The organism is Rufibacter hautae (assembly GCF_008271695.1).
Classification (GTDB): domain Bacteria; phylum Bacteroidota; class Bacteroidia; order Cytophagales; family Hymenobacteraceae; genus Nibribacter; species Nibribacter hautae.
Genome location: NZ_VKKY01000001.1, coordinates 723,320 through 747,290 on the forward strand (window position 1 = coordinate 723,320; position 23,971 = coordinate 747,290).

Annotated in this window: 22 protein-coding genes and 1 tRNA gene; 15 read left to right on the top strand and 8 right to left on the bottom strand. The window is 53.8% G+C overall.

Going from position 1 to position 23,971, the window contains the following annotated elements:
- Positions 1-123: 123 nt before the first annotated feature.
- Together FOA19_RS02840 and FOA19_RS02845 are read right to left on the bottom strand one after the other, a co-directional pair.
- A complete protein-coding gene (locus tag FOA19_RS02840; RefSeq protein ID WP_062542709.1) occupies positions 124-732 on the bottom strand; it encodes an RNA polymerase sigma factor in 609 nt (202 codons plus the stop codon).
- Positions 723-1,853, bottom strand: coding sequence for a glycosyltransferase (locus tag FOA19_RS02845; RefSeq protein WP_190300265.1), 1,131 nt, complete (start codon positions 1,851-1,853; stop codon positions 723-725). Before FOA19_RS02845 ends, FOA19_RS02840 begins: the two co-directional genes overlap by 10 nt.
- 171 nt (positions 1,854-2,024) lie before the next feature.
- On the opposite strand from FOA19_RS02845, the gene tgt reads away from it, so the two are divergent.
- The 3 genes from tgt (at position 2,025) to FOA19_RS02860 (ending at position 5,334) form a co-directional block, all read left to right on the top strand.
- Complete coding sequence (gene tgt / locus FOA19_RS02850; RefSeq protein ID WP_149089276.1) at positions 2,025-3,155, top strand: tRNA guanosine(34) transglycosylase Tgt; 1,131 nt, start codon at positions 2,025-2,027, stop codon at positions 3,153-3,155.
- A gap of 23 nt (positions 3,156-3,178) precedes the next feature.
- Positions 3,179-4,255, top strand: coding sequence for an LptF/LptG family permease (locus FOA19_RS02855; RefSeq protein ID WP_149090462.1), 1,077 nt, complete (start codon positions 3,179-3,181; stop codon positions 4,253-4,255).
- A gap of 155 nt (positions 4,256-4,410) precedes the next feature.
- Entirely contained in the window at positions 4,411-5,334 is a 924-nt protein-coding gene (locus FOA19_RS02860) for a DMT family transporter (RefSeq protein ID WP_149089277.1), read from the top strand.
- Here FOA19_RS02860 and ispE read toward each other — a convergent pair.
- Entirely contained in the window at positions 5,311-6,123 is an 813-nt protein-coding gene (gene ispE, locus FOA19_RS02865) for a 4-(cytidine 5'-diphospho)-2-C-methyl-D-erythritol kinase (protein WP_149089278.1), read from the bottom strand. The two genes, FOA19_RS02860 and ispE, sit on opposite strands and share 24 nt — an antisense overlap.
- A 138-nt stretch (positions 6,124-6,261) precedes the next feature.
- On the opposite strand from ispE, the gene FOA19_RS02870 reads away from it, so the two are divergent.
- The 3 genes from FOA19_RS02870 to FOA19_RS02880 are packed head-to-tail and all read left to right on the top strand — an operon-like array spanning position 6,262 to position 8,674.
- Positions 6,262-6,885, top strand: coding sequence for a sugar transferase (locus tag FOA19_RS02870; protein ID WP_149089279.1), 624 nt, complete (start codon positions 6,262-6,264; stop codon positions 6,883-6,885).
- Complete coding sequence (locus FOA19_RS02875; RefSeq protein ID WP_149089280.1) at positions 6,882-7,541, top strand: acetyltransferase; 660 nt, start codon at positions 6,882-6,884, stop codon at positions 7,539-7,541. Before FOA19_RS02870 ends, FOA19_RS02875 begins: the two co-directional genes overlap by 4 nt.
- Positions 7,538-8,674 (top strand): DegT/DnrJ/EryC1/StrS family aminotransferase, encoded by a 1,137-nt coding sequence (locus FOA19_RS02880; protein WP_149089281.1) that lies wholly within the window; start codon positions 7,538-7,540, stop codon positions 8,672-8,674. The genes FOA19_RS02875 and FOA19_RS02880 overlap by 4 nt, the downstream gene beginning before the upstream one ends.
- A gap of 165 nt (positions 8,675-8,839) precedes the next feature.
- Here FOA19_RS02880 and FOA19_RS02885 read toward each other — a convergent pair whose 3' ends face one another.
- From FOA19_RS02885 to purL, 4 genes are all read right to left on the bottom strand, one after another.
- Positions 8,840-9,424, bottom strand: a complete 585-nt coding sequence (locus FOA19_RS02885) for a 50S ribosomal protein L25/general stress protein Ctc (RefSeq protein ID WP_149089282.1) — start codon at positions 9,422-9,424, stop codon at positions 8,840-8,842.
- An 89-nt stretch (positions 9,425-9,513) separates the two neighbouring features.
- The gene (locus FOA19_RS02890; protein ID WP_149089283.1) at positions 9,514-10,446 is read right to left on the bottom strand and encodes a ribose-phosphate pyrophosphokinase; all 933 of its coding nucleotides are present in this window, start codon (positions 10,444-10,446) and stop codon (positions 9,514-9,516) included.
- 262 nt (positions 10,447-10,708) lie between these two features.
- Positions 10,709-10,781 (bottom strand) — tRNA-Gln (locus FOA19_RS02895).
- A gap of 95 nt (positions 10,782-10,876) precedes the next feature.
- Positions 10,877-13,096 (bottom strand): phosphoribosylformylglycinamidine synthase subunit PurL, encoded by a 2,220-nt coding sequence (purL, locus tag FOA19_RS02900; RefSeq protein ID WP_149089284.1) that lies wholly within the window; start codon positions 13,094-13,096, stop codon positions 10,877-10,879.
- A gap of 320 nt (positions 13,097-13,416) precedes the next feature.
- Between purL and atpD the strand changes: the two genes are divergently transcribed.
- From atpD to pth, 4 genes are all read left to right on the top strand, one after another.
- Positions 13,417-14,922, top strand: coding sequence for a F0F1 ATP synthase subunit beta (atpD, locus tag FOA19_RS02905; RefSeq protein ID WP_149089285.1), 1,506 nt, complete (start codon positions 13,417-13,419; stop codon positions 14,920-14,922).
- Positions 14,923-15,000: 78 nt separating this feature from the next.
- Positions 15,001-15,249 (top strand): ATP synthase F1 subunit epsilon, encoded by a 249-nt coding sequence (gene atpC / locus FOA19_RS02910; RefSeq protein WP_149089286.1) that lies wholly within the window; start codon positions 15,001-15,003, stop codon positions 15,247-15,249.
- Between the two features lie 226 nt (positions 15,250-15,475).
- Positions 15,476-16,603 (top strand): trans-sulfuration enzyme family protein, encoded by a 1,128-nt coding sequence (locus FOA19_RS02915; RefSeq protein ID WP_149089287.1) that lies wholly within the window; start codon positions 15,476-15,478, stop codon positions 16,601-16,603.
- A 142-nt stretch (positions 16,604-16,745) separates the two neighbouring features.
- Positions 16,746-17,306 (top strand): aminoacyl-tRNA hydrolase, encoded by a 561-nt coding sequence (gene pth, locus FOA19_RS02920; protein WP_149089288.1) that lies wholly within the window; start codon positions 16,746-16,748, stop codon positions 17,304-17,306.
- Positions 17,307-17,400: 94 nt separating this feature from the next.
- On the opposite strand, the gene FOA19_RS02925 is transcribed toward pth, so the two are convergent.
- On the bottom strand, positions 17,401-17,664 hold the full coding sequence (locus FOA19_RS02925; RefSeq protein WP_149089289.1) for a hypothetical protein: 264 nt from the start codon (positions 17,662-17,664) through the stop codon (positions 17,401-17,403).
- A gap of 298 nt (positions 17,665-17,962) precedes the next feature.
- Here FOA19_RS02925 and FOA19_RS02930 point away from each other — a divergent pair, with 298 nt between their 5' ends.
- The 5 genes from FOA19_RS02930 (at position 17,963) to FOA19_RS02950 (ending at position 23,971) form a co-directional block, all read left to right on the top strand.
- Entirely contained in the window at positions 17,963-19,225 is a 1,263-nt protein-coding gene (locus tag FOA19_RS02930) for an MFS transporter (RefSeq protein WP_149089290.1), read from the top strand.
- Positions 19,226-19,296: 71 nt separating this feature from the next.
- Positions 19,297-20,511, top strand: coding sequence for an MFS transporter (locus FOA19_RS02935; RefSeq protein WP_149089291.1), 1,215 nt, complete (start codon positions 19,297-19,299; stop codon positions 20,509-20,511).
- Positions 20,512-20,619: 108 nt separating this feature from the next.
- On the top strand, positions 20,620-21,786 hold the full coding sequence (locus tag FOA19_RS02940; protein WP_149089292.1) for a lactonase family protein: 1,167 nt from the start codon (positions 20,620-20,622) through the stop codon (positions 21,784-21,786).
- A gap of 182 nt (positions 21,787-21,968) precedes the next feature.
- On the top strand, positions 21,969-22,946 hold the full coding sequence (locus FOA19_RS02945) for an NAD(P)H-quinone oxidoreductase (RefSeq protein ID WP_149089293.1): 978 nt from the start codon (positions 21,969-21,971) through the stop codon (positions 22,944-22,946).
- 152 nt (positions 22,947-23,098) lie between these two features.
- On the top strand, positions 23,099-23,971 hold the full coding sequence (locus FOA19_RS02950; RefSeq protein ID WP_149089294.1) for a hypothetical protein: 873 nt from the start codon (positions 23,099-23,101) through the stop codon (positions 23,969-23,971).

Consider the following 23,971-nt stretch of genomic DNA (forward strand, 5'->3'; position numbering starts at 1 on the left):
GCGGGATGTACGTTTTGTGTTTTGGGCCTATTTTCTGCAAAACAGCTTTAAAACACAGAAAGCAGCCACATGGGCTGCTTTCTGCTAACATTTCAATTTTAAAGTCTTATAACACGCTTGATCCTAGATCAGGTGTTTCTTGTTTTTCACCATGTCATAGAGCAACTCGCGGGCGCGGTGCAGTTGGGCCTTTACGGTCCCGAGCGGGGCGCTGAGTTCGGTGGCGATCTCCTCGTAAGACAGCTCGTCAAAGTAGCGCAGCGTTACTAGGCGCTGGTACTTATCGGGCAGTTTGCTCACGATGTACTGCATGATCTCGATCTTCTGATTCTTGATGGCGCTCTCCTGCGGGTTCAGGTTGTTGTCTTTGAAATCAATGGTGATCTCATCGCCGTTGTCGATCTTGATGGCCGAGTCAATGCTCATGGTCTTGATCTTGTTCTTCCGGATGAAGTCAATGCAGTTGTTCGTGGCAATGCGGAAAAGCCAGGTACTGAACGCGTACTCGGGGTTGAATTTGTGCAGGTTACGGAAGGCTTTCGCGAAAGCTTCAATGGTCAGGTCCTCCGCATCATCTGCGTTGCGCACCATTTTAAGCACCACGTGGTAAACTGGCTTTTTGTATATCTGCATCAGCTCAGCGTAGGCCTTCTCATCCCCATCTTCCACCGCTGACTGGATCAGTTTAAAATCGTGTTTCGCTTTCGCGGAGAATTGTTTGTTTACTTCCATCTTACCTTTTTAGTCGTTAAAACAGAGATCCCGATCCCTATGTAATTGAAGTAATATCCCAGTTCCAGTATTGGCAGCAACCACCACTTCACAGGTTCTTGCAGGCGGCGCGCCACCGGGAGGTACGTGCCGTAGAGGCCGGCATACCTCACCCCAATAATGAGGCCAACCCATAGCAGTTGATACTGTAAACCTAAAAGAACGGGTGATATTACATAAAATAGCCCATTTGACAAGACAAAAAGTCCGAGTCTGAACTGCTCCTTCTTCTGGTACTGCCGCCCTGCCGCCAAATGTCTCCGTTTCTGGCGCCACCAGTCGCGCCACCGGGTCTCCGGGGTGCTGCTTGTCTGGGCGCCACGGTCAATGACAATCTGGACGGCAGAGTGTTTGGCAGCTTCCTGCACAAATAAATCATCGTCCCCTCCCAAAGATCTTATATGGGAGGCAAAGCCTTTGTTACGTAAAAACGTTGATTTGGTATACGCCAGATTTCTCCCCACTCCCATATACGCCTGGCCCTTCCTGGCAAACGACAGATACTGCATCGCCGTTAAGAAGGTTTCATAACGGATCAAATGATTTAAGAATCCATATATCTGCATATACGGAGAAACGCCCAAAATGATATCGTTCTTCCCTAAAAATCCACTGGCCATGTACTGCGCCCAATGCCTGGACAGAGGTCTGCAGTCGGCATCGGTGAGCAGTAAGTGCTCATACTGAGCGGCTTTAATGCCCAAGAAAAGCGCGTATTTTTTTGGGCTCATAAGCGCCGGGGTTTCCTTTACCCGCAGCAATCTTACGTGGGGGTGCTCCATTTCATATTCTTTCACCAGCACGTGGGAGCCGTCCCAGGAGCGGTCATCAATGATGATGATCTCCACGGGTTGCGGGTATTCCTGCTCCAGCAGCAGCGGCAGCAGCTCCTTTAGGTTCTCCACCTCATTGTGCGCGCAGACCAGGATAGACAAGGGCGGCAAAGCCGATGGAGGGGCCACCTCCTGGCTGCGGTGGAAAGAGAGCGGCAGAAAGTAGTAGAACCCGTAAAACAACTGCACCAGCACGCAGGCCACCAGCAGATAGAGAAGAGAAGCAGAAAGAAGAAGTGAGTAGTCCAAAGCAAGAGCAAACTGAATCCAAAAATAGCACAAATATTCATGCGCAGCCTACCCGCAGAGCGGCAGAACAAAAGGTTGTTTGTATCTTTGCCGTTTGGAGAAGCGTGGGTTGCTTTACCGTGACCTGACCTATTGATAAAGAAGGCTTCCCCAGCACTTTACCCCTTGTACATGACCTTTGATTTAGTAGCGAAAGATCCCGCTTCCAAGGCCCGCGCCGGTGAGTTGACCACCGCGCATGGCAAAATACAAACCCCTATTTTCATGCCGGTGGGCACCGCCGGCACCGTGAAGGCCGTGCACCAGCGCGAGCTCAAAGAAGACGTAAAAGCCCAGATCATCTTGGGCAACACCTACCACCTGTACCTGCGCCCGGGTCTGGGCGTGCTGGAGAAAGCCGGCGGCCTGCACAAATTCAACGGCTGGGACTTGCCCATCCTCACCGATAGCGGCGGGTACCAGGTGTTCTCGCTCTCAGGCACGCGCAAGATCATTGAAGACGGCGTGAAGTTCCGGTCGCACATTGACGGTTCCACCCACCTGTTCACCCCGGAGAACGTGATGGACACGCAGCGCACCATCGGCGCGGATATCATCATGGCCTTCGATGAGTGTACGCCGTACCCATGCGATTACAACTACGCCCGCAATTCCATGGAGCGCACGCACCGCTGGCTCCAGCGCTGCATTGACCGCTTTGACTCTACCCAGGGCAAGTACGGCTATGAGCAGACGCTGTTCCCTATTGTGCAGGGCAGCACCTATAAAGACCTACGCATTCAAAGCGCGGAGACCATCGCTTCCAAAAACAGGCCCGGAAACGCCATCGGTGGATTATCGGTGGGCGAGCCTGCCGAGATGATGTACGAGATGACCGAACTGGTCTGCGACATACTGCCCGCTGACAAACCGCGTTACCTCATGGGCGTAGGCACACCAGCCAATATCCTGGAGAACATCGCCCTGGGCGTGGATATGTTTGACTGTGTGCTGCCTACCCGCAACGCGCGCAATGGCATGCTGTTCACCACCCAAGGCATCATCAACATCCGGAACGAACGCTGGAAAGAGGACTTCTCCCCTATTGATGCGGAACTGGGCGGCTACGTGAGCACGTTTTACTCCAAGGCGTATCTACGCCACCTCATGCATGCCACCGAGATGCTGGGAGCCCAGATTGCCAGCGTGCACAACATCACCTTCTACCTGTGGCTCGTGGGCCAGGCGCGCGAGCAGATCATTGCCGGTACGTTTAGGGCCTGGAAAGAGGAGATGGTGAAGAAATTGATGACAAGGTTATAATCAGGAGCTGAAGATCCGTGAAACTGAAACTATTAGATAATTACATCCTCAAGAAGTTCCTGACCACGTTTGTGTTTGTGGTGATTATCTTGATTGCGGTGATCTGCGTGATTGACTTCGTGGAGAAGAATGATGACTTCATTCAGCATAACCTCTCCGTGAAGATCATTCTGGTAGATTATTACATGAATATGATCCCGCACTACATCAACATGCTGAGCCCCATCACGGTGTTCATTGCCACGGTGTTTGTGACGGCCAAGCTGGCGTCGCACACCGAGATCGTGGCCATTCTGAGCAGCGGGGTTTCCTTCAAGCGGATGTTGGTGCCTTACATCATCGGGTCAATCGTTATTGGAATTTTCATCTTCTTTTTCGCCTCGTACGTGATTCCTACGGCCAACAAAACGCGGGTGGCCTTCGAGATCAAGTATGTGAAGAACCCTTATACCTTCGAGGGCCGCAACGTGCACTTTAGGATTGGGCCAGACTCTTACGTCTACCTGGAGAGCTATAACAACCACGCCGATGTGGGCTACAAATTCACCCTGGAAACGATCAGAAAGCAGGAACTCATCAGAAAGCTTTCCTCGGAATCCATCCGCTGGGATAGCACGAAGCAGAAGTGGCACATGGACAGCTACACCTTGCGCACCTTTAACGGTGACAAGGAAACGGTCTTCAACGGCGGCGCCATTGACACTACGCTTAACCTATTGCCCAAAGACTTCGCCAGTACCTACCGCCTCAAAGAGACCCTCACCAACGCCGAGCTGAACAAGCTCATTGACGAGAAAATCCTGCGCGGCGCCACCGATGTGGAGATGTACATGACCGAGAAATACGAGCGCATGAGCTATCCCTTCGCCATCACGGTTTTGACGATTATCGGTGTGATTCTGAGTTCGCGCAAAGTGCGCGGCGGCGTGGGTCTGCAGATTGCCTTGGGGTTTGTGCTGGCCTTTATCTTCATCATCTTCGTGATGATGAGCCGAAGTCTGGCCTCCGTAGGCGGAATTCCGCCGCAACTGGCCGCCTTTGTACCGCTGGCCGTGTTCACCGTGATCGGTGTTGTCCTCTACCGAACTGTTCCCCGCTAATAATCCTCCCGCTGTGTGCCCCTTGCCCTGTTTAGAAAGAGGAGTCACATACTAGCTACAAAAAGAAAGGTGTTTCGGGGCTGTTTCAACCAAAACAGCCCCGAAACACCTTATCTGATATTCCACCTGGAATCCATTCTTAACTTCTTTTTCCCTTGCAAACCCCTCGCCTCAAAGATTTCCTGGAACTTCACTTTATCATTCTGCTGTGGGGTTTTACGGCCATTCTGGGAAAATTCATCTCTATCCCGGCGGTGGAGCTGGTGTTTTACCGGACGATCTTGGCGTCGGTGGCGCTGGCGGTGGTCATCAGGCTGAAGAAACAATCCTTCCGGATTGGCCGGCGGAATATTGCCAAAATCTTGGGGGTGGGGTTCCTGATTGCGGCGCACTGGATTCTGTTCTTCGCCTCGGCGCGGGTGGCCTCGGTGTCTATCTGTTTGGCGGGCATGGCTACGTCCAGCCTCTGGACCTCCATCCTGGAACCCATCTTCACGAACAAGAAAATACGGCCGCATGAGGTAGCCCTGGCACTGCTAATTATGGTGGGCCTGTACGTCATCTTCCGGTTTGAATTTGACCATGCGGTGGGTATCTCCATGGCGGTAGTATCGGCGTTTCTGGCCTCTTGTTTCACCATCATCAACAGCAAACTCACCAAACAGCATGCGGCTACCACCATCACCTGCTATGAAATGGCCGGAGCCTGGCTAGCCACCTGCCTGTTCTTTCCGTTTTACCGCCAGTTCATGACCGATACCGGCGAACTGCAACTGGGCCTTACCTGGGTGGATGTGCTAAGTATTGGGGTGCTGGCTTTGGTCTGCACGGTGTACGCGTACACGGCGGCTGTGCGCCTCATGCACAAATTCAGCGCCTACACCATGAACCTTACCGTGAACCTGGAGCCGGTGTATGGCATTTTGCTGGCCTTTTTCATCTTCAAGGAAGGCGAGCAGATGTCGGCGGGCTTTTACTATGGGGCGGCGATTATCCTGTTCAGCGTGTTTCTGCACCCCATTCTGGAGAGTGTGATCAACCGGCGACAGAATCGTCTAAAGGACGCCCTGCCAAACTGAGTAATCCTCCGGGAAAGGCAGTGGCCATTCTGGCGCCGTTTGGAACAATCCGTACATCGTTGACCCCGAGCCTGACATAGACGCGTACACCGCGCCCATTTGGTACAGTTGTGCCTTCAGGTTAGACAGCACCGGGTACTTGGGGAACAGGCTCGCCTCAAAGTCATTCACCACCTCGTTTTTCCAGGTTGAGATATCCTGGGCCAGAAGCGTTTTAAGGCTCTTTTCCGGAAATCGGGGCGAAACTCCGGCATAAGCCTCAGCAGTACTGATGGCCAGGCTGGGATAGACCAGCAGCAGGTGCCAGCCTTTCAAATTCAAGCCAATAGGTTCAAACACATCGCCTTTCTCCAGCGCCAGCACCGTCTGGTTTTTGATGAAAAACGCGCAGTCACTGCCCAGTTGCCGGGCGTAGTTTTCCAAGGCATCCTCTGCGAGGTTCAGGTTGAATTGCTGGTTCAGGAGTTTGAGCGTGAAAGCGGCATCGGCGGAGCCACCGCCCAGACCCGCTCCCATGGGAATGACCTTGTGCAGGTGCATCTGAATGGCAGGCAGTTCAAAATCCCGGCGCAAAAGTTCGTAGGCTTTCCAGCAGAGATTAGCGGTGGGCGCGCCTGGCACCGGCAATCCCGAGAGCGTGAAAGAGGCCTCTCCCTGTGCGGGCAGAATCTCCAGGGCATCGGTCCAGCCCACGGGCAGAAAGCAGGAAACCAGGTTATGGAACCCATCCGGGCGCTTCGCCACCAATTGCAATCCAAGGTTTATCTTCGCGTTCGGGAATTGAATCATGCGCGCAAATTAACAGAATCTGCGCAGAGAATCGTACTTTCGTTTCAGGGCTGTTTTACAGAAACCAGGCCCGAAACAGAATAAAACGTTCAGGCCCCACCCTGATTTCAAAGCTCCTTTAATTCTTTACGCTGTTCTATGGCTTATCTGCCTTACGGGAAACGTTCTCTAGACCTTCTGCTGGCCGGGAGCGCGCTGCTCCTGCTGTGGCCCGTGATGGTGTTGGTGGCGGGGGTTCTGTGGGTGGGTTTCAACGGGCAGGTTTTGTTCCGGCAGCAGCGCCCGGGCCTGCACGGCAAGCCGTTTGGGTTCTATAAATTCGTGACCATGACCCAGGCACGGGACCTGCATGGAAACCTTCTCCCCGATGCCCAGCGCCTCACCCCGCTGGGGAAATTCATCCGCAAAACTTCCCTGGACGAACTACCTCAGTTGATTAACGTGTTACAAGGTGAGATGAGCATTGTAGGGCCGCGGCCGCTGCTCATGGAGTACCTACCGCTGTACTCCCCCGAGCAGGCGCGCCGGCACGATGTAAAACCCGGCATTACGGGTTGGGCCCAGGTAAACGGCCGTAATCTATTGGACTGGGAAGAGAAATTCGCTTATGACATATGGTACGTGGAGCATGTGTCTCTACGGGTTGATCTGCTGGTTTTATGGCGCACCATAAAGCATTTGTTTAAACCCGAAGGCATCTCGGCCCCGGGCACAGCCACCATGGAGCGCTTCACCGGCTCCTCCAACTCCTCTTCCACATGAATACCGTTAAACAAAGAATCGCTATTGTAGGTGCCGGCGGATTGGGCCGCGAGGTGCTCATGCTTCTGCTGCAGATAAACCAGGCCACGCCCAAATGGGAGATTGTGGGGTTCTATGACGATGCCCCTTCTGCCCACCCCACCATCTGCGGTTACCCCTACCTGGGCACTGTAGACCACCTGAACGACACCGAGACCCCGCTGTGCGTGGCCATTGCCATAGGAAACTGCGCCGCCAAGACAGACGTAGCCGACCGGTTGCTGAGCCCCTTATTGAAATTCCCGGTATTGGTGCACCCCTCGGTGCTGTGCAACCCCGAGCAGAAAAACCACTTTGGGGAAGGCACCATCATTTGCCAGAACTGCATTCTTACGAACAACGTAACCCTAGGCCGGCACGTGCTGCTGAACCTGGCCTGTACCATTGGGCATGATGCAGTCCTGGGCGATTTCTGCTCCCTGATGCCGCAGGTGGCGGTAAGCGGCTGTGTACGCTTGGGCGCGGGCGTGTATGGCGGCACCAACAGTACTATTTTACAGAACAAAAAAGTGGGGGACTTCACCATCATCGGCGCGGGCGCGGTGGTGAACGAGGATCTGCCCAGTTACTGCACCGCCGTGGGGGTCCCGGCCCGCATCATTAAACAGACGGCATGAGCCAAAAAGGAGAATTCATTTACCTCTCGCCCCCGCACATGGGCGGCAGGGAACAGCATTTTGTGCAACAGGCTTTTGACCAGAATTGGATTACCACGGCTGGCGCCAACGTGAACGGCTTTGAGCAGGAGCTGGCCAGCTACACAGGAGTACCCGCTGCGGCTGCTTTGGCATCGGGCACCGCTGCGCTGCATCTGGCTTTGCTGGCCCTAGGCGTTGGGCCCGGCGATGAAGTCCTTTGCTCTACGTTCACCTTTGTGGCCAGCACCAACCCCATCCGCTACGTGGGCGCCACGCCCGTGCTCATAGAAAGCGAGGCGACTACCTGGAACCTTTGCCCCAAAGCGTTGGAGGCCGCTTTGCAGGACCGCCACAAGAAAGGCAGAATTCCTAAAGCCCTCATGCTGGTGCATCTCTACGGCATGCCCTCCCGGATGAAGGAAATTCAGGAACTTGCCCAGCATTACGGAGTGCCCATCATTGAAGACGCTGCCGAAGCCCTCGGCTCCAGATACCACGGCCGTTTATTGGGTACTTTCGGGGAATTGGGGGTTTTCTCCTTCAACGGAAACAAGATCATCACCACTTCAGGCGGCGGCGCTCTGGTGTCTTCTGACCCCACTTTGGTGGAACAGGCCCGCTGGCTGGCCATGCAGGCCAAAGACGATCTGCCGTACTATCATCACACTACCATGGGCTACAATTACCGTATGAGCAACATCAGCGCGGGCATTGGGCGGGGACAGTTGGAGGTATTAGAGGAAAGGGTGCGACAAAGGAGAAAGGTGTTTGCCAACTACCAGGAATTGCTGCAGGAGGTGACAGAACTGGAATGGCACGCAGAGCCGGAAGGCTTTTTTTCGAACCGCTGGCTCAGCTGCTTCACTATCAAGAAAGGTAGCTCTATGACTCCTGAGGTCCTGCGCCAGCACCTGTTAACCGCCAATATTGAAAGCCGTCCGCTTTGGCAACCCATGCACCGGCAACCGCTCTACCAATCCTGCGACTACTTCGGCGATTACGTGAGCGATGACCTGTTCGCCCGCGGGCTGTGCCTTCCTTCGGGCTCTAGCCTCACCCCCTCAGACCAGGAGCGAATAGCCGATACTATCAAAAAAGCGTTTCAGGGCTGATTTCAGGAAAAGGAGCCAAAAACGATGCGACGCTCACCACAGGACAACTACAAGGGTTGGCTTCTCTAAGTTTTAGGACCGTTTTTAGCAAAAAGGCCTTAAAACAGGAAATCCTGTCCCGCCGAAGGCAGAACAGGATTTCCAAAGACTTTAAGAAGCAACAGACTATTTCTTGCCTTTTTTCTCCTCTGTCTGAGCGCTTTTCAGGGCTCTTGGGATAGTTACTGTAGCCACTGGTGAAAGTGGGTTGGTCAGGATAGCGTAGTTCTCAGGAGTGATTTTGTTCACTTTGATAGACTTACCCAACTCCAGGTCAGAGATGTCAACCGCAATTGAATCTGGCAGGTTAGCAGGAAGTGCTTTCACGCGCAGTTTACGTAGTTTGGTCACCAGTTTACCACCGGCCATAACCCCTGGAGAAGTACCAGTGAAACGTACCGGCACATCAACTTTCACTTCTTTCTCGTCTTGCAGTAACAGGAAGTCCACGTGCAGCAACATTTCGTTTACTGGGTGGAACTGCAGGTCTTGCATGATGGCTTTGTAGTGCGTGCCTTCAATGTTCAGGTCCACTTGGTAAACCTCCGGAGAGTACACCAGGTCACGGAACAGGATAGCAGGCGATGAGAAATGAACTTGCTCAGCACCGCCGTACAACACGCATGGAACTTGAGCTTCCTCACGAAGCGCTTTGGCTTCGGATTTACCGAGATTTGCTCTTTTAAACCCTATAATCTCTAAGCTTTGCATAAAAATGAATATAAATAAAAAATGAAAAAACGCTTTTGAAGAAGATCCTAGAGGATAGCCACTAGCCTTCTCTTAATATCAATCAGCAACTAGATAAACAGGGAGCTGATGGAATCATGGGTTACCACGTTGCTGATGGCCCGGGCAAACAGGTCTGAGAAGGTCAGGACTTTGATCTTAGAAGACTGACGCTTCAACGGAATAGTGTCTGAAATCACCAGTTCCTCCAAGACTGAATTCTCAATGCGGTCAATAGCCGGACCAGACAATACGCCGTGGGTAGCAATGGCCCGCACGCTTTTCGCGCCTTTGTCACGCAACAACTCGGCGGCTTTGGTAATAGTTCCGGCGGTGTCTACCAGGTCATCTACCAGCACCACGTCCATGCCGTCCACATCGCCAATCACCTGCATAGAGGCGATCTCGTTGGCACGCTTCCGGTGCTTGTCGCAAACGACCATCTCCACCCCAAATACCTTGGCAAAGCTTCTTGTTCTTACCACCCCTCCCACGTCCGGTGAGGCGAAGATCAGATCTTGCCCTAAATCCAGGCTGCGCAGATAAGGCACAAAAATGGCCGATCCGTCCAGATGGTCCACCGGTATGTCAAAGAAGCCCTGGATCTGACCGGCGTGCAAGTCGCAGGTCATAAGACGGTCAGCTCCTACGCACTGGATGGCGTTGGCCATCACTTTGGCTCCAATGGAGACCCTCGGCTTATCTTTTCTGTCCTGGCGGGCGTAACCGTAGTACGGCATCACCACAATTACTTTATGCGCTGAGGCCCGTTTGGCCGCATCTACCAGCAGCATGAGCTCCATGAGGTTGTCTGCGGGCGGAAACGTGGACTGGATCAGAAACACCTCGCAGCCACGAACAGACTCATTGAAGTGAACTGAGATCTCGCCATCTGAGAAGTGCTGCACCGTTAAGTCACCTAAAGGCAGACCGTAAGCGGCGGCTACCTGTTCAGCGAAATACCGCGAATTTGTTCCGGAGAAAATCTTTACCGTTGGGCTCATGGGGAAAAGAGGGTTGCCGAATGAAGTCGCAAAATTACTCCTAATTTTGGTAGGCTCAAACCAAGTACGCAAAAAATAAGAGGTACTTTTTCAGGAACTTGACAGTACAATTACTGAGACCGCTGTTTTATAACCCTTTTCCAAACACACTCAAATTCAATAATTTACCCAGAACAGGTCTGACCCGCCATATTCTAGTCGCAGAACCAAAGGATGTAAAAGCAAAAAACCTCTGTCTCTTTGCAGAAACAGAGGTTTTAAGTTGTCCGACCAGGTTTCGAACCTGGACTCTTCTGAACCAAAATCAGACGTGTTGCCAGTTACACCATCGGACAATCTCCGCTGACAACCTGTTGTTGTCGTTTGGTGTTGCAAAGGTAGAAAAGAATTTATTCAGCGCAATACACCAGGCGAAAATTTTTCAAAAAATTTATTCCATAATCCGCTCCAGGGCGGTGTCATAGCTGTTTTTGATGACCTGAATGGCATGGAAAACCTCACCGTCCACCTCGCAGTAGCGGGCAGTCACTTCACCAATTTTTTTGAAAGTCAGGCCGTTACCAGCCACCAAGTTCTCAAACGCCTCCTGCTGGGCGGGGCTTACGCTCACCACCACGCGGCTCTGGCTCTCACCAAATAAATAGGCATCCTTCCGGAAAGATGAATCGGTAGAAATGGTAAACCCAAGCTCCTTAGGCATGGCAGACTCCAGCAAGGTGATGTACAGACCACCATCGGCGCAGTCGTGGGCCGACTGGATGAGCGACTGATCAATCAGGGATTTCACTGTTTTCTGCAGCACCAACTCTTTCTCCATGTCAAAGGCCGGGGCCGGAGACAATTTCACCTGGTGATAAGAATACAGATACTCACTGGAGGCGATGTCATTGGCGGCATCTCCCAAAAGGTAAATGGCGTCTCCCTCGTTCTGGAAAGCCAGCGTCATGGTTTTGGATTTGTCTTCCACAATCCCCAGCATGCCTATGGTTGGCGTTGGGAACACCGGACCTTCGTCGGAAGACTGGTTGTAGAAGCTCACGTTCCCACCGGTCACCGGCGTCCCGAAAGCGGTACAGGCTTTGCCCATGCCTTTGATGGCGCCTACAAACTGCCAGTACACCTCCGGCACGTACGGGTTCCCGAAGTTGAGGCAGTTGGTGATGGCCACGGGCTCGCCGCCGGCACACACAATGTTACGGGCTGCCTCGGCCACCGCAATGGCGGTACCTTCCTCTGGATCAGCGTTCACGTAGCGGCTGTTGCAGTCCACGGTGATGGCGATGGCCTTGTCAGAACCTTTCACTTTCACAATGCCGGCGTCGGCAGGACGGTTGGTGGTCAAGGTGGACGTGCCGATCATGGAGTCATACTGCTTGTACACCCAGCGCTTAGAAGCGATGTTGGGGTGCGTGGCCAGGAACTCGGCTACTTCTTTGTAGTTGGTTGGCTCTTGTACAGAGTCAATGGAGAATTTCTTCGCTTCTGCATAGTAGGCTGGCTCGCGGTACTCTCTATGATAGACAGGGGCACCACCGCCTAATACAAGGTCTTCGGCAGGTACATCGGCTACCAGCTCACCTTTCACGTAATAGCGCAGGCGCTTGGAGTCGGTTACCTCGCCGATCTGGGCGCAGGACATATCCCACTTGTCGCAGATCTGATGAATAAGGTCCTCGGCACCTTTCTCCATCACCACCAGCATCCGTTCCTGGCTCTCGGAAAGAAGGATCTCAAACGGCTGCATGTTGGCCTGGCGGGTAGGTACTTTGTCCAGCCAGATTTCCATGCCGCTCTCGCCTTTGGCGCTCATTTCTGAGGTAGAGCAGGTGATACCGGCCGCACCCATGTCCTGCATGCCAATCACGCGGTTGGTGGCCAGAATTTCCAAAGTAGCCTCTAAAAGCAGTTTCTCCTGGAACGGGTCACCCACCTGTACAGACGGCAAGTCGTTCACCGAGTCCTCGGTGATGTCTTTAGACGCGAAGGCTGCGCCGTGGATACCATCCTTACCGGTAGCCGCCCCGATGATGAACACCGGGTTTCCGGCTCCGTGCGAAGTGGCGCTGGCGGTTTTACCCACCTCCACAATACCCGCTGAGAAGGCGTTTACCAGCGGGTTCACGTTGTAGCAGTCATCAAAGAACAGCTCGCCGCCCACCGTTGGGATACCGAAGGCATTGCCGTAATCCCCGATCCCTTTTACCACACCTCTCAAAAGGCGCTTGGTTTTATCTGAGTTCGGGTTCCCGAAGCGCAGGGAGTTCAGCTGCGCGATAGGCCGGGCACCCATGGTGAAGATATCACGGTTGATCCCGCCCACGCCGGTGGCTGCGCCCTGGTAAGGCTCCAGCGCCGATGGGTGGTTGTGTGACTCTATTTTAAAAGAGCAGGCTAGACCTCCGCCAATGTCTACCAGACCGGCATTCTCCTCACCGGCTTTGGCCAGCATGCGCGGAGAGTCTTTGGGCAGAGTCTTGAGCCAGACAATGGAGTTTTTGTAGGAGCAGTGCTCAGACCACATCACAGAGAAGATGCTGAGCTCGGTGAAATTGGGCGTGCGGCCCAGTATTTCTTTGATACGATCGAATTCTTCGGGCAGGAGGCCCAATTTCTGGGCGGTCTCTACAGTAGTCAGGGTCTGGGTTTCCAAGACGGATATGGATTTGGTAAGACAGGGCAAAAATAAAGATTTCTTTTACAAGGCACTGCCATCTTTTCACATCGTTTTTCGGCGGGTTTCCTAAAAGCAAGGCAAAAACGGAAAATGAGTCCTTATTAAGGACAGGCAGAAAAGCGTTTCGGGGCTGTTTTGCGGAAATCAGCCTCTAAACAGAGGCAAGAATAAAACACTCAGAAAGGCACGTTACATCCAAAACTTTTTAGGTACTTCTATGGAAATGAGGATAGAATGCCCTATTTTTGCAGCCTGATTGAGAACTGTATCTATCTAAATAATTATAAACCAACCAAATGGCGAATATTGGCAGAATTACCCAGGTGATCGGTCCGGTAGTGGACGTAAGCTTCTCGGGTGAGAATTCTAAGTTGCCCAACATCATGGATGCCCTGGTAGTGGTGAAAGAGAACGGTGCCCGCGTGGTACTGGAAACTCAGCAGCACTTAGGCGAAGACCGCGTGCGTACCATCGCGATGGACGCCACCGAAGGCTTAACCCGTGGCATGGAAGTAACTGACCTTGCGGCTCCTATCTCAATGCCTACCGGCGACAACGTGCTAGGCCGTCTGTTCAACGTAATTGGCGATGCCATTGATGGTATTCCGCAGCCTGCCAGCTTGGTAGACCTGCCTATCCACCGCAACGCGCCACGTTTCGAGGATCTTTCTACTTCTTCTGAGGTATTATATACCGGTATCAAAGTAATTGACCTGATTGAGCCCTATTCTAAAGGTGGTAAAATTGGTTTGTTCGGGGGTGCCGGGGTAGGTAAAACCGTATTGATCCAGGAGTTGATCAACAACATCGCCAAAGGCCACGGTGGTCTTTCTGTGTTTGCCGGTGTGGGTGAGCGTACCCGCGAAGGAAATGACTTGCTGCGTGAGATGATTGAATCTGGCATCGTGAAATACGGTGACGAGTTCATGGAGTCTATGGAGCACGGCGGATGGGATCTTTCTAAAGTTGACGCCAATGCGTTGAAAGACTCTAAAGCTACCTTCGTGTTCGGTCAGATGAACGAGCCGCCAGGGGCGCGTGCCCGTGTGGCCTTGTCTGGTTTGACCATTGCTGAGTCTTTCCGCGATGGTGACGGTACCGGTTCTGGCCGTGACATCCTGTTCTTCATTGACAACATCTTCCGTTTCACCCAGGCAGGTTCTGAGGTATCGGCCCTTTTGGGTCGTATGCCATCTGCGGTAGGTTACCAGCCAACTTTGGCTACGGAAATGGGTGCCATGCAAGAGCGTATCACGTCTACTAAGCGTGGTTCCATCACGTCTGTACAGGCCGTTTACGTACCTGCGGATGACTTGACTGACCCGGCTCCAGCGACAACTTTCGCTCACTTGGATGCTACAACCGTACTTTCCCGTAAAATCTCTGAGCTTGGTATCTACCCTGCGGTAGACCCTCTGGATTCTACGTCCCGTATCTTGACCGCTGACGTAGTAGGTGCTGAGCACTACAACACTGCCCAGCGCGTAAAAGAGATCCTGCAGCGTTACAAAGAATTGCAAGACATCATCGCTATCTTGGGTATGGACGAATTATCTGAAGAAGATAAATTGGTCGTACACAGAGCGCGTCGTGTGCAGCGTTTCTTGTCTCAGCCATTCCACGTAGCCGAGCAGTTCACTGGCTTGAAAGGTGTGTTGGTTGACATCAAAGACACCATCCGCGGATTCAACGAAATCATGGACGGTCTGCATGACAACCTGCCTGAGGCAGCCTTCAACTTGGTGGGTACCATTGAAGACGCCGTTGCCAAAGGTCAGAAAATGATGGCCGAAGCGAAATAGTTTTAATGTGCTAATGTGTTAATGTGCTGATGTTAGAAATTAGCACACTAGCACATTAGCCAATTAGCACATTAACAGATGTATTTAGAAATCATTACCCCAGATAGAAGAGTATTTGAAGGCGACGTAACCTCGGTTAAGTTTCCGGGCATCAATGGTGGGTTTGAGGTGTTGAACAACCACGCCGCCCTCATCAGTGCCCTGGCCAACGGAGCGGTACGCATCACGCCTGCCACCGGTACTCAAGTGGTGTTCCAGATTGACGGGGGAGTTGTGGAAGTGCTAGACAACAAGATCATTGTCCTGGCCGAAGCCGTAACCGCCTAAGATTTCCTGTTTTCCATTTAAAAAGCCCGTTCTTCTCTGCAGAAGGCGGGCTTTTGCTTTTAGGCTGTTTTTCTGAAAACAAGCCCAAAGCGCGCTTCCTACTTTCACTCCTTTCTGCTTACCTTTAGGATTGTTGATTGCCCATCGTTTGTTGTTTTTAACCGAAGCACCAATCACTCAGGCATGACAACCAACAACTAGCAACCAACAATTAACCATCAGTTTCGTGTCCATATCGCCAAAGATCACCCCCATTTACCAGACATCCGTGTTCACCTTTGAGGACCTGAACGCATTGGAAGCTTACTTCCAGGAGCCTGGCCAGCATTACATGTACACCCGCTACGGCAACCCCAACAGCGAAGAATTGGCCCAGGAAGTAAACAAACTGGAACATGGGCAAGGCGCAGTGGCTACCTCCTCGGGCATGTCGGCGATTCTGACGGCGGTGCTGGTGTACGCCAAAGCCGGAGACCACGTACTCTGCGCCGAGGAGATCTACGGAGGCTCCTCTTCCCTGCTCTCCAATGAACTCAGTCGATTAGGTGTGGAGGTGACTTACGTGCCTACCGCTGATACTTACTCGCTTGCCGGCTACGTGCGCGAAAACACCAAACTGTTCTTAGCCGAGACCATCAGCAACCCCATGATGATGGTGATGGATCTGGCCCAACTAGCGCAAAAGTGCCAAGCTAAGGGCATAAAACTAGTGGTGGACAACACCTTCGCTTCGCCGGTGATTACTCGTCCGCTGGAACTGGGTGCCGATTTGGTGATCCACAGTGTGACCAAATACCTATCCGGGCACAGTGACGTGACAGCAGGTGTACTAATAGCCAAAGAAGCCGAAGACGCTGCCCGGGCCGCCCAAATCATGCGCACCTGGGGCCTGAACCTGAGTCCGTTTGAGAGTTGGCTAGCGGCTCGCGGCCTGAAAACGCTTAAGCTCAGAATGCGGGAGCACTCCGCCAACGGTTTGGCCGTGGCCCAGTTCCTGCAGCAGCACCCCAAAGTGCAGGCCGTTTTCTATCCGGGCTTGGCCGAGCACCCGCAGCACGACCTCGCGCAAAAGCAAGGCAACGGCCTATACGGCGGCATGCTGTCCTTCAGAATCGCGGATGAGACGGAGGCCGTGAACCGTTTCATGAAAGCCTTGTCGCACATTCCATTCGCGCCGTCACTGGCTGGGGTCACTACCTCCATTTCTTACCCGTTGGGCACCTCCCATCGCGGCCTCACCCAGGAACAACAGGAAAAAATGGGCATCACCGTAGGCCTGATTCGGTTATCCGTGGGGATAGAGGATGCGCAGGAACTCATCGCAGACCTGGAGAAAGGTCTGGCGGCTATTTAGTGGTAACTTCCGTTTTATGCCTATTCTCTAAAAATTAGCCCCAAAACGTGGCAGCCCTTACCTTTGCAGGATGTTTACACGTTTCCTCAACTGGCTTGGCCAAAAAGAGCCTACTGAGCCAACAGAAAACACTCCAACTGATATGAAATACTTACTTGTGGGCCTGGGCAACATCGGCCCGGAATACGCAGATACGCGGCACAACATCGGGTTTATGGTGTTGGATCACCTGGCCAAAAAGCATGAGGTCTCCTTTGACACCGGCCGCCACTCGTTTGTGACGGAGTTCAAAACCAAAGGCAAGCACTTTACGCTGGTAAAGCCCACCACCTACATGAACCTGAGCGGCAAAGCCGTGGCCCATTGGCTGAGCGTTCTGAAGATTCCGGCCCAGCAGATGCTGGTGATCACCGATGACCTGGCGCTGCCCTTCGGCAAACTGAGGATGCGCGCCAAAGGAAGCGCCGGCGGTCACAACGGCCTCAAACACATCGAGGAGACCTTGGGCCACAATGAATATCCGCGGCTGCGGTTTGGCGTGGACTCTCAGTTCTCCAAGGGCCGTCAGGTGGACTATGTACTGAGCCCCTTCTCCGCCGATGAGCAGATTGACCTGCAGACGCACATTGAGAAAGCCGCCGAGATGAGCCTTTCCTTCGGGACCATTGGGCTGGAGCGCACCATGAACTTCTTCAACAAATAACCTCCAAGGTAGAAAAAACAAGTGAGCGTTTAGGGGCCGTTTTACAGAAACGGACTCTAAACGCTCACTCGCTTTCAAGGAAAACGGAAGCTTTCTAGGCAGTGCGCAGTTTCTCCAGGTTGCGGGCCAACAGCTCGGCCTGTACTTTCAATCGTTTATAATTCGCGCTCACCAATTTTCCGTCTTTGGCTGCGTTGGCCTCCATCTTAGCTCCCAGCGCCACCACCTCGTCTAAGAGCGTCTGTAGGTTTTGGCTCAGCTGGTCCTGGAACCGCTGCAGCTTTTCGTTGGCCAGGGCCAGCTGCTCCTGCTCCTTCACTCTCCTTCCTCGGGTCCCTTTCGTTTCTAATTGCAGCATGGTCTTTCTGGTTAAATCCTCCGGCGTCATCCTCCGGAGTTAAGTTACTCTTCTTTACTTCCCCTGATAAGCTACTGGGTTCTTGCGGACTGGCGGGCCCATTTGCTGCTACTAAGCCTGAAACCCCGTCCACTAAAACCAGCGCTTTGTCTAATTAAAGTTAAGAAACGCTGCAAGCATACTATTTAAGACTCGATAAACCCCTGGCTTTGGAAGTTAAAACCGCGATAATACCCGGTATAAGCTTTTGGATTGGTGGCATTTGCCTAATTTTATAGGACCCAGACGTCCTCCGCCAATGATTCCAATCGTTTCCCTTTACCGCAATGCCTTTCGTGGCCTCTCCAGAGAAGTTTGGTACCTGGCGGCAGTGACATTTATCAACCGCAGTGGGGCGATGGTGGTCCCATTCCTGAGCGTGTACCTCACAGAATCGCTGGGATTCAACATTAAACAGGTGGGCGTGCTGCTAAGCCTCTATGGGGTAGGTGCCACCATCGGCAATTTTTGGGGTGGCTGGCTCACCGATAGGCTGGGCCATTTCAAGGTGCAACTAGGGAGCTATGTCCTGACTGGCCTCTGGCTTGTTGTTGTCCCTTTCCTGCAGCGGTTTGAGTGGGTAGCCGGAGGGCTTTTATTGCTGAGTATCTTAACCGAGACGTTGCGGCCGGCCAATGAATCTGCGGTAAGCGCCTTCTCCGCTCCCCAGCAGGTAACGCGGGCTTTTTCCCTTAACCGGCTGGCCATCAACCTGGGCTTCTCCCTGGGGCCAGCCCTTGGGGGCTTGTTGGCTACGTTGTCGTACAAATGGATATTTCTGGCGGACAGCTTTACGTGCCTCACCGCGGGATTGGCTTTTTTCCTTTTGTTCAAGAACCGAAAAGGCACCGCAGCCGAAGCAGCTCCGCAGAACCAGCCTGCTGATTCCGGGCTGGAGTACCCAGCTTCGCGGTCTGCGTACCATGATGCGCTTTTCCTGGCCTTTGCTTTCCTGTGCTGCTGCTATCTGGTGGCGTTTTCCCAGTTATTCACCACCCTCACCCTGTTTTGGCAGAAGGTGCACCACTTGTCTAAGGCTGAGATTGGCGGCTTACTGTCTTTGCAAGGCTTGCTGGTAATTCCCCTGGAGATGGTCATCGTCTACCGGCTAGGCAAAGTGCGCACGCTCTGGAAAATGATTGTGCCCGGACTCCTTTTGCTGGCCATTGCCTGCGTCTTGGTTCCCCTGGCCCAAGGTCTTCCGGTGCTGGTGCTATCGGTGGTCTTCTGGTCGCTTTCAGAAATCTTCACCCTGCCTTTTACCAGTACCCTCACGGCGCAGCGGTCCAGTCTGCAGAACCGGGGCTCCTACATGGGGCTCTACACCCTCTCCTACTCAGTAGCGTTCATTGTGGGTCCGCTGGCGGGCACCAGCACCATTGATTCCTTCGGGTTTAATGCGCTGTGGTGGGGCTGCAGCGCCCTGTGTGTTCTTACCGCAGTTGGGTTTTACCTGGTGGTACGCCGGTTACAGGCACCTGCCGAGATGGATTTCAAATTAGCGGTACCGGAACCAGTTTAAGAACACCGGTTCATTTATTACCCGTAGAGTTGGTTTCATTTCTCTACTTTTGTGCCGCTACCCGCTTTAGAATGACCCCAATCCTTTCCCTTTACCGCAACGCCTTCGGAGGACTCTCCAAAGAAGCTTGGTTTCTGGCCGCCGTCATGTTCATCAACCGCAGCGGGGCCATGGTGGTGCCGTTCCTGAGCGTGTACCTCACCGAGGCCTTGGGCTTCAGTCTGCAGCAGGTGGGCGTGCTGTTAAGTCTGTTTGGGGTGGGTTCCATGTGCGGCACGTTTCTGGGCGGCTGGCTCACCGATAAGATCGGGCATTTCAAGGTGCAGTTCTTCAGCCTGACGCTGGGCGGCTCCTGGTTTTTTGTGATGCTCTCGTTCAAGCAGTTCGAGTTCTTTGCGGGCGGCATTTTCCTCTTAAGTCTTTTGACCGAGTGCCTGCGTCCGGCCAACGCGTCTTCGGTGAGTTCCTACGCCCGGCCTGAGAACGTGACGCGCGCCTTCTCCCTGAACCGGATGGCCATCAACCTGGGCTTTTCCATCGGGCCCGCGCTAGGCGGGATTCTGGCTACGGTTTCTTATCAGTGGCTTTTCCTAGCCGATGGCATTACCAGCCTTTCCGCCGGGGTATTGTTCTTCCTGTATTTCAGGCACCGGCAGGGACACGAGCCCCAACGTCAGGAACCCGGAGAGCCCCAGGCACCGACAGCCATGACTCGCTCTCCTTACCGCGATGGGCTCTTTGTTTTGTTCACCGTGCTGTGCTGCTGCTTTGCGGTGGCCTTCTTCCAGTTCTTCTCTACCATGCCGCTGTACTTCCGGCGGGTCTACCACTTGTCTGAGCTGGAGATTGGCGCTTTGCTGGCTTTCAACGGCATGGTGGTGTTCCTGCTGGAGATGATCATTGTGTACCTCATCGGTGATAAGCACGCGCTCTGGAAGATGATTGTCCTGGGCTTGTTTTTGCTAGCCTTAGCGTTTGTGCTGCTCAACGTGGCTAAAGGGTTCCCGGTGCTGGTGATTTCGGTGCTGCTCATGAGCCTTTCTGAGATCCTGGCCATGCCCTTCATGAGTACGCTCACGGTGCAGCGCTCCGGTCCGCATAACCGAGGCTCTTACATGGGCCTCTACAGCTTATCTTACTCTGCCGCCCACATCATCGGGCCGTTTGTAGGAACCACGGTCATTGCCAGCTTTGGGTTTGACACCCTGTGGTGGGGAGCCAGCGCCTTGTGCCTGGTGGCCATTGTGGGGTTCTACTTTGTGGTAAGGCGGCTGCAGGCGGGCTAAGCCCTATGCTTTGTGGCTTAATTCCGGAAAACAGCCGTAAAACGGAAAACCTTTTTCTGCTTTGCTATCTTTTTGGCATCTTTCACCAACTCTTCGTCTCTCTGATCTATGAAAACAATGATGTCGCTCCTGATTGTCTTAACTGTGATGCTGGTCGCCTGTTCTGTGGTGAAGCAAAGTTCCTACCCATCGGAAATGCTGGTGTACGTGGGTACGTACGCCAAACCCGATGCCGAGAGCATTTTCGCCTTCCGGCTAGACGAGGAGACCGGAACGCTGACCAGCGCTTTCGCGGTGAAAGGCGGCGAGAATCCATCCTATCTTACCCTGGACAAAGACCGCAAGCACCTGTACGCGGTAAACGAAACCACGGAGTACGAGGGCCAGAAAAGCGGGGCGGTGAGCGCCTTCTCTATAGACCAGAAAACCGGTGGCCTTACCTTTCTCAACAAACAGCCCTCGCTGGGCGGCGCCCCTTGCTACATCAGCCTGGACCACAAAAACAAAATGGCCATGGTGGCCAACTACGTGGGCGGCAACGTCTCCGCTTACCTGCTGCAGCCCGACGGCCGATTGAGCGCCTCCACCGATATGGAACAGCACGCCGGCAAAGGGCCGCGGCAGCAGCAAGACGGTCCGCACGCGCACTGCATTACCCCAGACCCCAACAACAATTTCGCGCTGGCCGTGGATTTGGGCATTGACCAGGTCATCAGCTACAAAATAGACAAAGAGAGCGGCAAACTGGAACGGCAGTCGGCGTTCACGGCTAAGACCGGCGCCGGGCCGCGGCACCTCACCTTCCACCCCAACAAGCGCTTCGCGTACGTGATCAACGAACTGAACGCCACGCTGACGGCCTTCACCTATAACCCGCAGACCGGCGTCCTCACCGAGGTGGAAACCGTGCCCACGCTACCTGCAGACTACACCGGGGAAAACGCCTGCGCCGACCTCCACGTCTCGCCCGATGGCCGTTTCCTGTACGGCTCTAACCGGGGGCACAACAGCATTGTGGTCTTCGCCATTGACCAGAACACAAACAAACTCACGCTGGTGCAGCACGCGAGCACCCAGGGCAACTGGCCGCGCAATTTCACCTTCAGCCCCTCAGGCAAAACCATGCTGGTAGCCAACCAGCGCTCCAACAACATCACCACCTTCAAAGTAGACACCCAAACCGGCAAGCTGACCTATACCGGAAACTCCGCTTCGGTTTCTTCGCCGGTGTACGTGCAGGTAGTGCCGGCTTTCGCAGAGACCCCAAGACCATAACTCCATCCTGTTTAGGGCCTGTTTTCTGCCAAACAAGCCCTAAATAGCTTCCTCTTTTGCCTGTCTCCTGCCTTCTCCAAGGTGGACTTCCGGAGTATTTCCAATAGCTTCGGCATCACTTGAAACTTCCGTTCCGGCAAAAAGTATAGTTCCTGTACATTCCTCATCCAGAACATGACCCTATGAAAGCAGTGGTGATCACAGCACCCGGCGCGCCGGAAGTATTGCAGGTACAGGAACGGTCTACTCCATCGCCGGCGCCGGGTCAGGTGTTGGTGCGGGTACACGCCGCAGGCATTAACCGGCCAGATGTGGCCCAGCGCAAAGGCAACTATCCGCCACCCGCCGGCGCTCCCGTGGACATTCCGGGACTGGAAATTTCTGGGATTGTGGAAGCCTGCGGCCAGGGAGTGGCGCGCTGGAAAGAGGGTGATGCCGTGTGTGCCCTGCTGCCCGGCGGCGGCTACGCCGAATACGCGGTGGTGGACGCGCGCCACTGTCTGCCCGTGCCTCAGGGCTGGAGTTTCGCTGAAGCCGCCTCTCTGCCCGAGACCGTTTTCACTGTCTGGCACAACGTCTTCCAAAGGGGCGCGTTACAAGCCGGCGAGACATTTCTGGTGCACGGCGGAAGCAGCGGCATCGGGATTACGGCCATTCAGTTGGCCAAGGTCTGGGGCGCCACGGTGTACGCCACGGCGGGCAGCGAGGAGAAATGCCGCGCCTGCGAAGAACTGGGCGCCGACCGCTGCCTCAACTACAAAACCCAGGACTTCACCGAGGAACTCAAAGCCGAGGGCGTGGACGTGGTGCTGGACATGATCGGGGGCGAATACATTCCCAAGAACCTGGGCCTGCTCAAACCCGACGGCCGGTTGGTGTTCATCAACGCGATGCAGGGTGCCCAAGGCCAGTTTGATGTACGCCAGGTCATGCAGAAACGCCTCACCATCACTGGCAGCACCCTTCGGCCCCGCCCCGCCGACTTCAAAGCCGCCCTCGCCGCCGAAATTGAGCAACACGTCTGGCCCCTGCTGGAAGCCGGCAAATTCAAGCCGGTTCTTTACCAAACGTTTGACTTAGCCGAGGCTGCCCAGGCGCATGCCCTCATGGAAAGCAGCGCCCATATTGGAAAGATCGTCCTCACCGTATCCAACGACTAAACCCAAACGCTGACGGCAGAGTACAAGAAAAGGTCCTCGGTTTAGCGCCTGTTTTCAGAAAATGGGCTTAAAACCAGAGGCAGGCATTTCTTCTTTCCTGGTCAATCCTTTTCGCCTTATCTTTAACCTCTGTTTTCTCACCGAAGCCCTGCATGAATCTCCTGTTCCTCACTTTTGGACCCAACATCAAAAACCATTACCAGGCAAACTTCGCCATTTTGTCGTTTTTGCGGTACCAGAAGGAGCTGAACACCATCTACGTCTTCACCGATTACCCAGAGTACTATACGCGCCTGCAAGCGCAGGTGCAGATAATCACGGTGACCAAGGAACAGCTCACTGCCTGGGAAGGCCCGCACCAGTTCTTCTGGCGCGTGAAGATCAAAGCCATTGAGCAACTCATCCAGGAGAGTCCAGACCAGCCGGTGATGTACGTAGACTCAGATGTGTTCCTATACCAGAATCCGCAGGAGTTATGCACGCAGCTGCGGAACGGAGCGGCCTTCATGCACCAACCCGAAGGAAGACTCTCTGCGCTGCAGAGCAAAACCGAGAAGCGGATGTGGCAACAGGTGCAGGGCATGGATTTCGGGGCTTTTAAACTGAACCAGCACCACCAGATGTGGAATGCGGGCGTGGTGGCCTTGCCGAGCCAGAACAACCTGGCAGCCGTAACCCTGGCGCTGGACATCTGCGACAAAATGTGCGCCCAACAGGTTACTCCCCGGCTCATTGAGCAATTTGCCCTTTCGGTGGCCCTGCAAGAGACGTACGGCCTGCGGGAAGCCAAACCCTGGCTTGCGCATTACTGGGGCAACAAAGACGAGTGGAACGAGCACATCAGCCAGTTTTTTTTGGAGTCTCACTTGAAAGGTTTTTCCGTGGAGCAGGATGTGGCCCGCTTGCAGCAATTCCAGTACAGATCATTGGCTTTGATCAAGCGGAACAAGAAGACCCGCACTCGGCTTATGCAGGCCATTGACCACCTGTTCCCGCCCAAAAACCAGGTCTTCATTGAGGAGTAG